Genomic DNA, 13837 nt, shown 5'->3' with positions numbered 1-13837 from the left:
ACAAATTATGGCGATCACCGAACGCCTCGCGCGATACAATCTGTACCCATTATTACAAGCAACTGTATCTTTCTCAGCGGTACTCCATCGCGTTTGCTGTAGCGATCCGGAAGGCTCCACACCGAAACTAGGAGTAGTTCGGATCGTTCGATGCGATAAGGGAGGGAGACCGTTCGCATGGTTTTGCATGAGTGGAATACGCGTCAACACTCTGAGATGAGCTTCAGCCAACGACTGCATGGTATACGTCTGAGTTAGCTACCTTTGAACTTTGCCGCCAGAGACAGAGAACATCGAAGTTACACTCGGAATTTTTGAGGGAGAACCATATCCATGAAAAACACAGTGAGGTCGGAATGCTGATGCGCGGATTGGAAAAACTGACAAGCGCAATCTCAGAGGTCATGGGCCGTATCGGTTGGTTCCTGATCCTGTATTGCATGGCATTTGGTGTGTCGGATGTGTTCATGCGCTACGTACTCAACGCACCGTCACAGTGGATTGGAACCACTTTGCAGGCAGCAATGGTATTGTTGGCCTGTACCGGAGGTGTTTACGCGCTGCAGCATGACAGCTTTGTCAAACTTGACCTGTTCTACGCAAATGCAAGCAAGCGATCAAAAGCGATCTTGGACGTCCTGACGGCGCCGATCGCTATTCTGTTTCTGGTCGCCTTGATCTGGAAAGGATACGAGGCCGCGTCATTGTCATTGATGCTCAACCAGAAAACTCCGACATCTATCCCGATCCCGATCTATCCAATCAAGTTTGCCATTCCGCTTAGCGGTGTAATGGTACTTTTGGTGGTCTTGAAACACTTGCTCCGCGATCTGCAAACGATCTTCGGGCGGGGCTAAGGCCGTTTGCCCGGATACACATAATTTCACGAAAACAAACTGATCCACTAACGAGGAGGAACTAACATGAAACCAAACAGGTTTATGCATACCACGATGTGGGCGGGCGCCTTTGCGGTGACCGCAAGCATAGCCGTCGCTCAGGACGGGCCGCCGGATGAAGTCACTGAATGGACTTTCCAACCCGCATTTGACCAGACCGATGCTGGCTGGGACAACGGCCTGATCCCTTGGGTTGAAGCTGTTGAAAAAGCGACCGAAGGCACCGTTAAAATCCGCGTTGAGCCCGCCGGGGCACTGGTCAGTGGCGCAGAGGCCTTTGGCGCTGCCGCAGCGGGTTTGACCGACGGCTATGCCGGATGGGGCTCTGTCTATGGTGGCGATATGCCCGAAGGCATGCTGGCCTTTGGTATGGCCATGGGCGCCAACAACACCGAAGAAGCCTGGGAAGTGATGTGGGGCAACCCTGATTATCGCGTAGGCGACATCGTTCAGGAAGCGGCGCATGCCCGTAACCTGCATTGGGCTGGTTGGACCAACCAGGGCCCGAACGCGATGTTCACCAAGTTCCGTGTCGAAAAGATGGAAGATCTGGAAGGGCACAAAATGCGTGCCGGTGGTCCTCAGGCCATCTTCCACTCGACCATGGGCGGTGCGCCGGTATCGATGAATGGTGGCGAAATCTATACTGCCATCAAACTGGGCACGATCGAAGGCACATACTGGGACACCGGCGGCATCGACGACATGTCGTTCCACGAAGTGATCGATTATGCGATCATGCCCGGCTGGAACCCTGCCCAGCATCAGGAAATCTTTATCAACCTGCAAAGCTGGAATGCCCTGACCGACTGGCAGCGCGAAAAGATCGATGGCGTCTTTGAAGAAACCTACTTCGAAACCAGCCGCATGCATGCGGAAGGCGTGGAAGAAGCGCTGCAGATCCTGCGTGATGCCGGTGGTGAAGTGATCGAGCTGAGCGACGAAGAAGTTGCTCGTATGCGCGAGAAGTCCATTGCGGAAGTGTGGCCTCAGGTTGCAGCTGCTTCGGATGGCAACGCCAAAGGAGTCGAAATCTACAAGAAGTTCCTGGAAGACAAGGCAAACGCGCAATAATCCCGCGCCGCGTGAAAGCTCACGCATTGCTTAAAACGCTTCTGCTGGCCCGACTATTGGGCCAGCAGATTAGATAGGCGCATGCCAGCGTTCGAAAGATTGCAGGCAAGCAACCTGACATAGACCGCGCGAACGGCCACTAGGTAAGGAAACTAAAGATCATGAGCCTCGAACTAATTACAGCGCTGTATTTCTTAATACTGTTTGGGATCCTTTTTATGGGCCTGCCGGTTGCGTTCGGTTTGGGTGGAACGGCGGTGCTGTTTGCCTTAGTCTTTGAACCTCGCGCGCTGCTTTCGGTACCAAGTGCCTTCTATTCAACGCCCTGGAACTCGGTTCTGGTCACAGTTCCCCTATTCCTGTTTATGGGTTCACTCATACGATTTTCTGGGATAGCCGAGACGGCCTATGATGCCGTTTACAAACTGATCGGCCATATTCATGGCGGTCTCGCGATGGGCACGGTACAGGTTTGTACGGTGTTTGCTGCCATCACCGGCATCACACCTCCGGCAACGACCACAATGGGTCAAATCGCTTACCCGTCAATGATGCGCTATAAATATGATCGCCGTATCGCGATTGGCTGTATCGCGGCTGGCGGTGCGTTGGGCGCGCTGATCCCTCCCAGCGTTCCCTTCATCTTTTATGGTTTGCTGGCCAAGGTTTCGATCGGTGATCTGTTCATGGCAGGCCTCTTGCCGGGCCTGATGCTGGCGACATTCTATACGATCTATATCGGCGTACGCTGCAAAATTCAGCCTGAACTGGGCCCCGCGCTGCCTGCAGATCAGAAATTCACCCGCGCCGAAAAACTGACCGCAGTTCTCAGCATCTGGCCATTTGCACTGCTGATCATCATCGTTCTGGGTGTCATCTGGGGCGGAATCGCAACGCCTGCCGAAGCAGCGGCATTTGGTGCGGCGGGTGCATTTGTCATCAACCTGATCTACGGAAAGCTGACCTGGAAAGCTGACCTGGGAAGTTTTGAAGGAATCGCTGGTTTCCACTTTGAAACTCAGCGGCATGGGTCTGTGGATCCTGATAGGTGCAACTGTCTATCTGAATGTGTTCAATACTCTGGGCAGCCAGGACCTTTTGACCAACCTGGTACTTTCTATGCCGGGCGGCAGCACAGGCATCCTGCTGATGATGATGCTGATCATCCTCGTTCTGGGTATGGTGATGGACGATTGGGCTATCATCATGCTGTGTACCCCGCTGTTCATTCCAATCATTGACGAGTTGGGAATTGACAAGCTGTGGTTTGGTGCATTGTTCATCGTGAACATCCAGATCGCCTATCTGACACCTCCGTTTGGTTTCGTGCTGTTCTGGATTAAAGGGGTTCTGCCCAAAGATGTCAGCATGGGCGATGTCTACAACTCGGTTGGCCCGTTTGTTGTGCTGCAGTTTGTTGGTCTGACACTAATCTTCATCTTCCCGCAGATCGCAACCTGGCTGCCAAGCATCCTGAAATAATTCGGAGGTTCCGATGTATAAACATATCCTCGTTCCAGTCGCACCCGATCACATCAACGACTGCTCCTTGTCTCTGGATGCTGCAAGCCGTTTGCTGGCAGACGGAGGGACCGTATCGGTGCTATCGGTTCTCGAAGAACTTCCTTCGTATATCGGCTCGTACTTTCCTGCGGAACAGGTTCAGAAAAGCGTTTCAGAGTTTGAAGAAAGACTGGGCACAGCCGTGGAGGCTTCGAACATCAGTACGCATGTCGTGACCGGGCATCCCACAAACTCGATCCTCGATTGGGCTGAAAAGCACAAAGCGGATTGCATCATCGTGGCGTCGCATCAACCGGGTCTTTCGGACTATCTGATCGGCTCAACGGCTGCACGTGTTGTCCGGCATGCCCAATGCAGCGTTGTTGTACTTCGTGGAAAATAGGACCGAAGACCAATAACCTACCGCTTCTGCAAATTGTTGATGGCTGGCCTATTTGGCCGGCCATCGCTTTTCAGAAGCCTTGCATCAGCATATCGACAGCAACGGTAATTTTTTCAAACTCGTCAACGAGATTCTCTACTGGCGATTTGAGTACCCCTGTCGGAACAGCCGCCATAAACTGGGTCACCATGACAACCGGCTCATCCATGATCATGAACTCTGGATTAAGACGGGTTGCAGGTTTCGGCGCGTACGGTTTCGGCAATAGGGGTACGACCACACGTGTGTTCAAATCGCTCAGAAGATCCGATTGGACATCCAACAAGAAGCCATCGCCAGAGGGGTTGGGAAACACATCGTATTTCGGCATCAGAACTGACGAAACCGCTCCAGGGGCAATCCATGCTTTTCAACATAAGAGTTGGAGCTTTGCAGAGCTTCGGCGTTCTCCGCTTGCCATTGCTCTGCCTTGGCTGCCGCCACGGCTGCACGAACCCCCTCCTCCGCGGCCCGCGAAAGGTTCACTTTCAGTTTTCGAGCCTCGGTAAGCAAAGCGGGATCGAGCGACAGATTGGTCGGTTTCCGTGCTTGGACATTCATATAATCAACCTCCTCATAAGCAAATTTAACACCATATATTATGCGCGTCAAATATGCGTATAAAAACGCGCATCAAGTTCAACATCAAACTGAACGATTAGTTGGCAACAATCGACATGTTGCAGGCTTGAACCTCAGGATTTTGGTTGTATTTGCGCTCGTGTCACCCTAATCACAGCCCTACCTCGGGGTGCGCGCGATACTGCGCTGAGATGTCCACTGGCAAACCCGTTGAACCTGAACCGGCTAGAACCGGCGGAGGGAAAGGTACAGGTTTTGTCCATCCTTACCCTCTCGCCGCATTGGAGGATGATATGAAACATCTGGCAATTGCTGCGGGAATACTGACTGCGACATCGGCTGTTGCAGCCGACAAACCACAGTTGACCGTTTATACATATGACAGCTTCGTCTCGGACTGGGGCCCTGGCCCAGAAGTCGAAGAAGCATTTGAGGCAGTATGTGACTGTGACCTTAATCTTGTGGGTGTCGAAGACGGTGCTGCCCTGTTGTCACGCATCCGTCTTGAGGGTGAGAACACCGATGCAGATGTTGTGCTGGGGCTAGATACCAATCTGATCGCCGCCGCCAAGGAAACCGACTTGTTTGCCCCTCATTCGGTAACCGCTGATTACGCGCTGCCAATCCAATGGACCGACGATACTTTCGTTCCTTTTGATTGGGGTTACTTTGCCTTTGTTCACAACGCTGATGCGTCAGCGCCCGCCAATTTTCGGGAACTGGCGGACAGCGAGGCTAAAATCATCATTCAAGACCCGCGCTCATCTACGCCGGGTCTGGGCCTGCTATTGTGGGTCAAGGCGGCTTATGGTGATGAAGCCCCGGCAATCTGGGCTGACCTTTCCGACAACATCGTGACTGTGACCAAAGGCTGGTCCGAAGCTTATGGGCTGTTTCTCGATGGCGAGGCTGACATGGTGTTGAGCTACACAACATCTCCTGCCTATCATCTGATCGCCGAGGAAGATGCCAGCAAAGCAGCTGCAGCCTTTGACGAAGGCCATTATATGCAGATCGAAGTTGCGGCAAAGTTGGCTGGCTCGGATCATTCAGATTTGGCCGACCAGTTTTTGAATTTCATGGTATCCGACGCGTTCCAGCAGATCATCCCGACAACCAACTGGATGTATCCAGCCGTCACCCCGTCCTCGGGGCTGCCCGAAGGTTTTGACACTCTGGTGGTTCCTCAGAAATCTCTGATTATTGATCCCAGCGAAGCTGCAACCAAAAGAGATGAGGCATTGACGGAATGGCTGGGCGCACTCAGCCAGTAAGCTCATGGCCAGGCATCAGCGCGGCGGCCCTTGTCGCCGCGCTGATATTGGGAACTTTGGCCACCGTTGGCTTACGTGCCGAAACCAGCGGCGGATTCAATCCCTCTGACTGGGCGGCACTGCGCTTTACGCTTTTGCAAGCAACGCTCTCTGCAGCGTTCAGTTCTATACTGGCCATCCCAGTGGCGCGTGCATTGGCGCGGCGGCGGTTTCGTGGACGACGGGTATTGATAGCGCTCTTGGGGGCGCCATTCATCCTCCCGGTGATCGTCGCGATATTGGGACTGCTACAGGTATTTGGCCGCTCTGGATGGATCTCGGATGTTTTGGGCGTATTTGGCCTTACCCCAATCCAAATTTACGGGTTGCATGGTGTCGTTCTGGCCCACGTGTTCTTCAATCTCCCTCTTGCAACGCGGTTGATTTTGCAAGGATGGCAGGAGGTTCCAGCAGAACGATTTCGTCTTGCCGCACAGCTTGGATGCGATGGGATGGCAATGTTTCGATTGATCGAATTGCCCATGCTGCGGCGCGTTTTGCCCGGCGTGCTGGCCGTTATTTTTGCCATCTGCCTGACCAGTTTTGCCGTTGCTCTAACGTTAGGCGGCGGCCCGCGCGCGACCACGATCGAACTCGCTATTTATCAGGCGTTTACATATGATTTCGATCTTGGCCGTGCAGCGCTGCTATCCGCGTTGCAACTGGCCCTGACCGCGGCTGCCGCACTGGCGGCCCTGAAGTTTTCGAGAGGGGACGGCTTTGGGGCGGGCCTCAACCGTGCAATCCGCCGTTGGGATGGTGGACCGCCTTTGTTGGACGCGTTTTGGATTATCGCCGCAGCAACATTCCTACTTTTGCCATTGGCATCTGTGGTGATTTCAGGCGCGTTGGGATTGTTCGAACTACCCACCCTAGTGTTTCGCGCAGCCGCAACTTCGATCCTCGTGGCCACCATCAGCACCATGCTTTTGTTGCTGCTCGCGGTGCCTATGGCTATTTCTGCGGCGACCGGAAGGTACGGCATCGTTGAACTGTGCGGCATTCTCGGCCTCGCTGCATCACCACTGGTTATCGGCACCGGTCTGTTTATTCTGATCCGCCCTGTCGCCAATCCAGCTATGCTGGCCCTTCCCGTCACTGCACTGGTTAACGCCGTGATGGCCTTGCCTTTCGCGCTTCGAATACTCGCGCCCGCTGCGCGCGACACGATAGAACGGCACAGACGTTTGGCCTTGTCTTTGGATATGAACAAACGCACATTTTTCACCCGCATCATAGTGATGCGTCTTCGCCCACAAATCGGTTTTGCTGCAGGTTTGGCTGCTGCCCTGTCGATGGGTGACCTTGGCGTTATCGCATTGTTCGCTGATGCGCAGATCGCAACCCTTCCATTGCAGATTTATCGCCTTATGGGGGCCTACCAAATGCAAGCGGCTGCGGGCGGAGCGTTGTTGCTGCTTCTACTTTCGATGGGTGTGTTTTGGATACTGGATCGTGGAGGGCGTTGGCATGCTGAAGCTTGATGAATGCATCATCTCGAACGGCAGCTTTCTGCTGAATGCCGATTTTGAAATCGAAACCGGAGCCAAGGTCGCGGTCATTGGCCCATCTGGCGCAGGGAAATCTACGTTGCTGGAAACCATTGCCGGATTTCGGGATTTAAAGGCCGGGCAGATGCACTGGAATGACCAAAGTCTGACCACACTGTCTCCGGGAAAAAGACCGTTTGCGATGCTGTTTCAGGACGGAAATTTGTTCCCGCATCTGACCGGGGCCCAAAATGTTGGCTTGGGCATCCGCCCGAATGGGCGCTTGTCAGATGAAGAAAAGGAAATGGTAAGGACGGCCTTGCATCGCGTTGGCCTACCGGAAATGGGAACCAGAAAACCTGCCGAATTGTCCGGAGGACAACAGAGCCGGGTCGCGCTGGCTAGAATATTAGTTCAAAAGCGAGATGTCTTGTTGCTGGACGAACCCTTTGCGGCCCTTGGTCCTGCGCTAAAGGCCGAGATGTTAGATCTGGTGGTGGATCTGGTGGCTGAGACCGGAACAACGCTGCTTATGGTCAGTCATGATCCTCAGGATGCGCTTCGGATAACCGAGCAAACGGTATTTATTACGGATCAGGTTGCACACGCACCTGTTGCAACCAAGCAGCTATTTGAAAATCCACCTCCAGCGCTGCGTGATTATCTGGGGTAGGCAAATTCATCGAGACAACCCTCAAGTAGATCTCGCACCTGCACATCCAGACCGGGCGCCTCCGACCCGCGCGGACCGGCAATGTTCAAGACTTCAACTGGATTTGTGCGCAACCAATCCCGCAGTTTTTGTTGGCAAAACTCCGTTCCCTGCCTGACATCAAGCACCAGGTAAGGCTTTCCGGCCTCCCTTGCAAAAACAACTGTTTGTTGCGTGCCAGGACTGTCTGAACCATTCACAACTATCAGCGTTGCATCGCTGGACTGAACGTTCAGCTTTGTCCGCTCGATCACTTCCGGTGAATGGGTCTCGACCAATCCAGCGTACTCAACAGAGATCAGACCGGCCTCGTTTGTTCTGCCTTTTGGAACCCAACCACCATAAAGGATATGGTGCTTTCGTGCGAAATCCAGTGCAGCCAAATCAACGCCCGTTTGCCCACCCGCCACGATTTTGGAAACAGACATTCATTTCTGCCCTTTGGTTACGGTCTGATTATTCCGGTTCGGAACGGATCGTCCTCAGCAAAGATCAATGTGCTTTCAGCCATCACGTATGCTTGCCCGGTTAAACTTGGAACAACACCCCCACCCTTCCCGGGTTTATAGAACAACCGGTAGCTGCTTCCGATCACACTCTCCTGCACAATCTCTTCTCCGGCTTGCAGCTGCCCGCTGGCCGCCAGACAAGCCAAACGCGCCGAACTGCCGGTGCCGCAGGGTGAGCGGTCATAATCGTTATCAGGGCATAAAACAAAGTTTCGGCTGTGGACCCCTTTATTCGGAGATTTGCCCTGCAAAATAACATGGTCGACAGGCTCGCCATTCTCACCGCCAACACCATGGGAATTACAGGCTTCGCGGATAGCAATGGTAAAGTCAGTCAATGAGCGGATGTTTGCAGGTTCAACTGTCATTGGGCTCGGGTCGACAATAAAAAACCAATTGCCGCCATAGGCTAGGTCTCCGGTCACTGGCCCGTAGCCGTCGACATCAACAGTAACCGCATGACGCACCCGGCGGCTTTCGATATTCGTAACCTCAACGGTGTTTGGGTCCTTCAGGTCAATCACCACTTCTCCTGCGGGGGTTTCGATCCGGTGCACACCGATACCGATCCGACCCAAATGAGCCAGTGTCACACCCAGACCGATCGTGCCATGCCCGCACATCCCCAGCACCGCATCAGCGTCAAAATAGATAACGCCCGCGGCACAGGCCGAGTTTGTGGGCTCCACAAGAAGTGCACCAACCATTCCGGGCTGGCCACGCGGCTCTAGCAGAATGGATTTGTAGAACTGCTCGTGCTGCATCGCCAATCGTTCTGCCCGCTCTGCCACCGAGCCAGACCCCAGATCGGGACCGCCATCCAGAATGACACGCGTTGGCATTCCCCCGGTATGGCTGTCGATCACATGCATTCAGCGATGACCCCACCCTGTTGGACCCAGTCGTTGAACCAGTTGCGGAAAAGTTCATACTGCTGTTCGCAATAGTTTCGCTGCGCGTCAGACAACTCGTCTGTTTCGTTGAAATGCAGGCGGTATTCATCTTCGCCATTCAAAACCAGAAGATGTTTATAATACAGAACGAGGTCCGTACCTTCGTCAAAACTGGCCAATACGCCAAACGCCTCATCCAATTCGCGTGCGCGCAGGCGGGCTTCGGCGTGACCAGTCGCGGCTTTCTTGGCCAGTGCCGCCAGCAGCAGTGCCTCTTTCGGCAGCGCGGTGCCGATCCCGGTAATTGACCCTGTGGCTCCACAATTTACGAAACCGTGATAGACCTCGGTGTCTACACCGACCATTAACGTAACCTGATCGTCCTTAGATGTAATGAATTCGGCAGCATATCTCAGATCGTCTTTGCCTCCGAATTCCTTGAAACCGACCAGATTTGGATGTTCGGCCCGGAGTGCGAAAAACAAGTCAGCGCGGGTCGCAAAACCGTATACTGGGCTGTTATAGATAATCGCTGGTACGTCGGGTGCTGCTGATAAGATGGCTTTGAAATGGTTCTTTTGTGCCGCGATCGACGAGCCACGCGAAAGAACACGTGGAATAACCATCACACCTGATGCGCCCACTTTCTGCGCATGAGCTGCATGCGCGACCGCTGATTTTGAGTTAATGGCACCGGTGCCAACAACCACAGGCAATCCAGCATCAACCAGCCTTTCAACGCCTTCCATCCTTTGCGCATCCGTTAGCAAAGGCCAATCGCCCATCGATCCACAATACACCACGGCAGACATGCCGGCGTCGATCATCTCTTTGCCCTTTTTGACCAAAGCATTGAAATCCGGCGCCCGATTAGGCAGGCAGGGTGTCATTAATGCAGGCATCGTGCCGGCAAAGATATTCTGTGTCATGTGCTTCTTCTTTTGTTCGGATTGAGAGTGCTCAAATTCTAATTCCGTCCCAACAACAACGCGGTTATCAAAACAAACCGTCACATCGGTTTCACTCGAGCGATACCCACAACACCTGGGCATCTTCTTTGCTGGTTGAGATGCATCCGTGCCCCATACTGCTGTCGTAATATAGTGAATCCCCAGCTTTCATGGGCAATGGTCGATAGTGTTCGGATACAAACGTCAAATCGCCGCTGATTACATACATGAACTCTTCGCCACTGTGCCTGATCCAAGTATCATACTCTGAAATATCTCTGGCTTTGATCGTCGCGATATAGGGAAGCATCCGCTTGCTTGTGAGCTCTGTGCACAGAAGCTCATGCAAATAGGTAGGTGTGTCCTTGATTTCACCCTCACCCTTGGCGGTGAAATCGCGTCGCCCTGATATGCCGGTCTGTCCTGACTGCAGGAACAGTTGAGGCGTGCTCATACCCAGTGCCTGTGTCAGCCTTCGCACGATGTCAAAACTTGGTCGCGTTTGATTGTTTTCAATTTTCGAAAGCGTGGATCGACCGATTCCCGCTGCCCGACCAGCCTCTTCCAAAGTCCAGCCTTTTTCACGACGCGCATCACGGATCGAGCGCCCTAGTACAGCTCCATCGCCCAATTCATCCGGTCCAGAAGTATCATTTGGGTGGTCCTCAACCATATAATTCTCCCCTTTTTCTGAAGGTTAAAGGTTTCCACAACATCCTACAACTTTCCTGCTGCTAAATATTTGTTGCCTTATCAGTACATCCTCCACTATAGGAAACTTAGTTTCCTGTTTGGGGAGAATGATCGATGGAGGAGATAATGTTCAAAAAGTCGCTCAATGAAGCCGATCCGGTCATCGCGTCATCGATTGCGCGCGAAGGCAAACGTCAGGCTGAACAGATCGAACTGATCGCTTCTGAAAATATTGTCTCTCAGGCTGTGATCGATGCACAGGGTTCTGTGCTGACCAACAAATATGCCGAAGGCTATCCTGGCCGCCGCTATTATGGTGGATGCGAATATGTGGATGAAGTCGAGGCCGAAGCGATCGAACGGTTGAAACAATTGTTCGGTTGCGAGTATGCAAACGTCCAACCCCATTCGGGTGCACAGGCCAACGGGGCCGTCAAACTGGCGCTACTTAGCCCTGGCGATACCATCCTGGGAATGTCGCTGGATGCTGGTGGCCACCTGACTCACGGCGCAAAACCTGCCCAATCCGGCAAGTGGTTCCGTCCGGTCCAGTACGGACTGACCGAAGCCGGGCTGATTGATTATGATCAGGTTGAGGCACTTGCCAAAGCCGAAAAACCCCAACTGATCATTGCAGGCGCATCGGCCTATTCGCAAAAAATTGACTTTGCACGCTTCCGCGCCATCGCGGATGAAGTTGGTGCTTGGTTGCTGGCCGACATGGCCCACATAGCAGGGCTTGTCGCGACAGGTCTGCATCCTTCGCCAGTTGGCCACGCCCACGTTGTAACATCAACCACGCACAAAACCCTGCGTGGACCGCGTGGCGGGGTTATTCTGACCAACGACGAAGCGTTAGCAAAAAAGATGAACTCAGCCGTTTTCCCCGGCTTGCAGGGCGGCCCTCTGATGCATGTTATTGCAGGAAAAGCCGTTGCATTTGGAGAAGCACTGAAACCCGAATTCAAAGAGTATATGAAGCGTGTTGTGGATAGCGCGTCAGCATTGGCGAATGTAATGATAGCGCGCGGCTGCGATATCGTTTCGGGTGGAACCGAAAACCACCTGATGCTGGTCGACCTGCGCCCAATCGGCGTAACCGGAAAAGACGCTGAAGCTGCGCTCGAGCGTGCAGGCTTCACTTGCAACAAAAACAGCGTTCCGGGTGATCCCCAGAAACCAACGATCACCAGCGGCATTCGTTTGGGCACCGCAGCTGGCTGCAGTCGGGGTTTTGGTCCGGAAGAGTTCAAGCAGATCGGTCACCTGATCGGCAATGTATTGGACGCATTGGCCCAATCGCCGGACGGGGATGAAGCCGTCGAAAAGGAAACCCGCGAAAAAGTCCGCGCCCTTTGCGCGAGCCACCCGATCTACTGAGAGAAGACCAAATGACTTACGATCTTATTGTCATCGGGGGCGGACCAGGCGGCTATGTCGCCGCGATCCGCGCGGCTCAATTGGGCATGAAAGTAGCATGCGTTGAGGGCCGTGGTGCGCTCGGCGGGACTTGTTTGAATGTGGGGTGCATACCCTCCAAAGCGTTGCTGACCTCCTCGGCCAAATATGCCGAACTTGCACATCTCTCCTCCCACGGTATTGCGGTCGAGGGGGCCAGCATCGATGTACCAGCGATGATGGGCCGCAAGGACAAGATCGTAGGCGACCTGACCAAAGGCATCGCGTTCCTGTTCAAGAAAAACGGCGTCGATCTGATCGAGGGGTGGGCCAGCATTCCCACCGCCGGGCAAGTTAAAGTTGGAGAAGATGTCCACACAGCCAAGAACATCCTGATTGCCACGGGCTCGGAACCCACACCATTGCCGGGAATCGAGATAGACGAGCAGGACATCCTCAGCTCAACAGGTGCGATCGCATTGGAGACGGTTCCCGAACATCTGGTGGTGATCGGTGCAGGCGTTATCGGTCTGGAGCTGGGGCAGGTCTGGGCACGTCTGGGCGCTAAGGTCACGGTGGTCGAATATCTGGATCGGGTGTTGCCCGGAATTGACGGTGAGATTGCCAAACTGGCGCAGCGCGCCCTGTCCAAACGTGGATTGAAGTTCCAATTGGGTCGGGCGTTGAAATCGGTCGACAAAACGGATGCAGGTCTGACCTTGACAGTGGATCGCGTTGGCAAGGACAAGGAAGAAGCGATTGAGGCCGACAAGGTGTTGATCGCTGTCGGTCGCCGCCCCGTCACCCGAGGGCTTGGCTTGGAAGAGCTGGGTGTGGCTGTGAACCAACGTGGCGTCATAGAAGTTGACAATACATTCCAGACATCAGTGCCAGGCATTTACGCCATCGGTGACTGCATTCCTGGCCCAATGTTGGCACATAAAGCTGAGGAAGACGGTGTTGCCTGCGTTGAGATGCTGGCAGGCGAAGCCGGGCACGTCGATTACAACACCGTGCCGGGCGTTGTGTACACAGATCCCGAAGTCGCCTCGGTAGGATTGACCGAAGAAGCGCTGAAAGACGCCGGGGCCGAGTATTCCGTCGGCAAATTCGCCTTCATGGCGAACTCGCGCGCGCGCTCGACCGGAGAAATAGACGGTGCGGTGAAAGTACTGGCAGAGACTAACGGCAAGATTCTGGGCGCGCATATCTGTGGCGCTCATGGTGGCGATCTGATCGCAGAATTGGTGTTGGCGATGACCAAGGAGGCAACCGTGTCCGAAGTTGCTGCAACCTGCCATGCGCACCCTGCGATGGGTGAGGCTGTCAAAGAAGCCTGCCTCGACGCCCTAGGCCGCGCGATTCACGCCTAAACCGGA

General features: G+C 54.0%; 15 protein-coding genes, 1 pseudogene and 1 riboswitch. Of the genes and pseudogenes, 10 read left to right on the top strand and 6 right to left on the bottom strand.

Features of this window, described 5'->3' with window-relative positions; all coding sequences use genetic code 11:
- Positions 1-356 precede the first annotated feature (356 nt).
- From ACR3EJ_RS22475 to ACR3EJ_RS22455, 5 genes and pseudogenes are all read left to right on the top strand, one after another.
- On the top strand, positions 357-857 hold the full coding sequence (locus tag ACR3EJ_RS22475; RefSeq protein ID WP_170543928.1) for a TRAP transporter small permease subunit: 501 nt from the start codon (positions 357-359) through the stop codon (positions 855-857).
- Between the two features lie 66 nt (positions 858-923).
- A complete protein-coding gene (locus tag ACR3EJ_RS22470; RefSeq protein WP_170543927.1) occupies positions 924-1973 on the top strand; it encodes a TRAP transporter substrate-binding protein DctP in 1050 nt (349 codons plus the stop codon).
- A 161-nt stretch (positions 1974-2134) separates the two neighbouring features.
- Positions 2135-2935: pseudogene (locus ACR3EJ_RS22465) on the top strand (TRAP transporter large permease subunit); the annotation flags it as partial.
- A gap of 64 nt (positions 2936-2999) precedes the next feature.
- Positions 3000-3455 (top strand): TRAP transporter large permease subunit, encoded by a 456-nt coding sequence (locus tag ACR3EJ_RS22460; protein ID WP_480423572.1) that lies wholly within the window; start codon positions 3000-3002, stop codon positions 3453-3455.
- A gap of 13 nt (positions 3456-3468) precedes the next feature.
- Positions 3469-3879: a universal stress protein gene (locus ACR3EJ_RS22455; protein WP_170543925.1), complete on the top strand. Its 411-nt coding sequence runs from the start codon at positions 3469-3471 to the stop codon at positions 3877-3879.
- Between the two features lie 70 nt (positions 3880-3949).
- Here the strand turns inward: ACR3EJ_RS22455 and ACR3EJ_RS22450 are convergent, their stop codons facing one another.
- Both ACR3EJ_RS22450 and ACR3EJ_RS22445 read right to left on the bottom strand, forming a co-directional pair.
- Positions 3950-4249, bottom strand: a complete 300-nt coding sequence (locus ACR3EJ_RS22450) for a CcdB family protein (RefSeq protein WP_170543923.1) — start codon at positions 4247-4249, stop codon at positions 3950-3952.
- Positions 4249-4479, bottom strand: coding sequence for a type II toxin-antitoxin system CcdA family antitoxin (locus ACR3EJ_RS22445; RefSeq protein ID WP_170543922.1), 231 nt, complete (start codon positions 4477-4479; stop codon positions 4249-4251). The genes ACR3EJ_RS22450 and ACR3EJ_RS22445 overlap by 1 nt, the downstream gene beginning before the upstream one ends.
- 176 nt (positions 4480-4655) lie before the next feature.
- A riboswitch (TPP riboswitch) is annotated at positions 4656-4761 on the top strand.
- A gap of 32 nt (positions 4762-4793) precedes the next feature.
- On the opposite strand from ACR3EJ_RS22445, the gene thiB reads away from it, so the two are divergent.
- From thiB to ACR3EJ_RS22430, 3 genes are read left to right on the top strand one after another with little or no spacing between them, the layout of a single operon-like run.
- Positions 4794-5774, top strand: coding sequence for a thiamine ABC transporter substrate binding subunit (thiB, locus tag ACR3EJ_RS22440; RefSeq protein WP_170543920.1), 981 nt, complete (start codon positions 4794-4796; stop codon positions 5772-5774).
- The gene (locus tag ACR3EJ_RS22435; RefSeq protein ID WP_170543918.1) at positions 5750-7297 is read left to right on the top strand and encodes an ABC transporter permease family protein; all 1548 of its coding nucleotides are present in this window, start codon (positions 5750-5752) and stop codon (positions 7295-7297) included. Before thiB ends, ACR3EJ_RS22435 begins: the two co-directional genes overlap by 25 nt.
- Positions 7284-7976, top strand: coding sequence for an ATP-binding cassette domain-containing protein (locus tag ACR3EJ_RS22430; RefSeq protein ID WP_170543916.1), 693 nt, complete (start codon positions 7284-7286; stop codon positions 7974-7976). The genes ACR3EJ_RS22435 and ACR3EJ_RS22430 overlap by 14 nt, the downstream gene beginning before the upstream one ends.
- Here the strand turns inward: ACR3EJ_RS22430 and ACR3EJ_RS22425 are convergent.
- The 4 genes from ACR3EJ_RS22425 to ACR3EJ_RS22410 all read right to left on the bottom strand — a co-directional run bounded on the left by ACR3EJ_RS22425 (position 7964) and on the right by ACR3EJ_RS22410 (position 11040).
- Positions 7964-8443 carry a putative molybdenum carrier protein gene (locus ACR3EJ_RS22425; RefSeq protein ID WP_170543914.1) on the bottom strand — a complete coding sequence of 160 codons (480 nt, stop codon included), beginning with the start codon at positions 8441-8443 and terminating at the stop codon, positions 7964-7966. The genes ACR3EJ_RS22430 and ACR3EJ_RS22425 overlap by 13 nt on opposite strands.
- A gap of 17 nt (positions 8444-8460) precedes the next feature.
- A complete protein-coding gene (locus tag ACR3EJ_RS22420) occupies positions 8461-9396 on the bottom strand; it encodes a 4-hydroxyproline epimerase (protein ID WP_170543912.1) in 936 nt (311 codons plus the stop codon).
- Positions 9387-10346 (bottom strand): dihydrodipicolinate synthase family protein, encoded by a 960-nt coding sequence (locus tag ACR3EJ_RS22415; protein WP_170543910.1) that lies wholly within the window; start codon positions 10344-10346, stop codon positions 9387-9389. The genes ACR3EJ_RS22420 and ACR3EJ_RS22415 overlap by 10 nt, the downstream gene beginning before the upstream one ends.
- Positions 10347-10437: 91 nt before the next feature.
- A complete protein-coding gene (locus ACR3EJ_RS22410) occupies positions 10438-11040 on the bottom strand; it encodes an XRE family transcriptional regulator (protein WP_170543909.1) in 603 nt (200 codons plus the stop codon).
- A gap of 146 nt (positions 11041-11186) precedes the next feature.
- On the opposite strand from ACR3EJ_RS22410, the gene glyA reads away from it, so the two are divergent.
- Together glyA and lpdA are read left to right on the top strand one after the other, a co-directional pair.
- Entirely contained in the window at positions 11187-12440 is a 1254-nt protein-coding gene (gene glyA / locus ACR3EJ_RS22405) for a serine hydroxymethyltransferase (RefSeq protein ID WP_170543907.1), read from the top strand.
- An 11-nt stretch (positions 12441-12451) separates the two neighbouring features.
- A complete protein-coding gene (gene lpdA / locus ACR3EJ_RS22400; protein WP_170543905.1) occupies positions 12452-13831 on the top strand; it encodes a dihydrolipoyl dehydrogenase in 1380 nt (459 codons plus the stop codon).
- Positions 13832-13837: the final 6 nt, after the last annotated feature.

The organism is Ruegeria sp. AB11 (assembly GCF_056536325.1).
The sequence above is the reverse complement of the archived record's forward strand: the minus strand, read 5'-3'. Positions and strand labels throughout refer to the sequence as shown.

Coding starts and splice junctions, on each gene's coding strand:
- ACR3EJ_RS22470 (WP_170543927.1), top strand. CDS start 924: ATGAAACCAAACAGGTTTATGCATACCACGATGTGGGCGGGCGCCTTT.
- ACR3EJ_RS22475 (WP_170543928.1), top strand. CDS start 357: ATGCTGATGCGCGGATTGGAAAAACTGACAAGCGCAATCTCAGAGGTC.
- ACR3EJ_RS22445 (WP_170543922.1), bottom strand. CDS start 4,479: ATGAATGTCCAAGCACGGAAACCGACCAATCTGTCGCTCGATCCCGCT.
- thiB (WP_170543920.1), top strand. CDS start 4,794: ATGAAACATCTGGCAATTGCTGCGGGAATACTGACTGCGACATCGGCT.
- ACR3EJ_RS22410 (WP_170543909.1), bottom strand. CDS start 11,040: ATGGTTGAGGACCACCCAAATGATACTTCTGGACCGGATGAATTGGGC.
- ACR3EJ_RS22460 (WP_480423572.1), top strand. CDS start 3,000: ATGGGTCTGTGGATCCTGATAGGTGCAACTGTCTATCTGAATGTGTTC.
- lpdA (WP_170543905.1), top strand. CDS start 12,452: ATGACTTACGATCTTATTGTCATCGGGGGCGGACCAGGCGGCTATGTC.
- glyA (WP_170543907.1), top strand. CDS start 11,187: ATGTTCAAAAAGTCGCTCAATGAAGCCGATCCGGTCATCGCGTCATCG.
- ACR3EJ_RS22435 (WP_170543918.1), top strand. CDS start 5,750: ATGGCTGGGCGCACTCAGCCAGTAAGCTCATGGCCAGGCATCAGCGCG.
- ACR3EJ_RS22430 (WP_170543916.1), top strand. CDS start 7,284: ATGCTGAAGCTTGATGAATGCATCATCTCGAACGGCAGCTTTCTGCTG.
- ACR3EJ_RS22415 (WP_170543910.1), bottom strand. CDS start 10,346: ATGACACAGAATATCTTTGCCGGCACGATGCCTGCATTAATGACACCC.
- ACR3EJ_RS22425 (WP_170543914.1), bottom strand. CDS start 8,443: ATGTCTGTTTCCAAAATCGTGGCGGGTGGGCAAACGGGCGTTGATTTG.
- ACR3EJ_RS22420 (WP_170543912.1), bottom strand. CDS start 9,396: ATGCATGTGATCGACAGCCATACCGGGGGAATGCCAACGCGTGTCATT.
- ACR3EJ_RS22455 (WP_170543925.1), top strand. CDS start 3,469: ATGTATAAACATATCCTCGTTCCAGTCGCACCCGATCACATCAACGAC.
- ACR3EJ_RS22450 (WP_170543923.1), bottom strand. CDS start 4,249: ATGCCGAAATACGATGTGTTTCCCAACCCCTCTGGCGATGGCTTCTTG.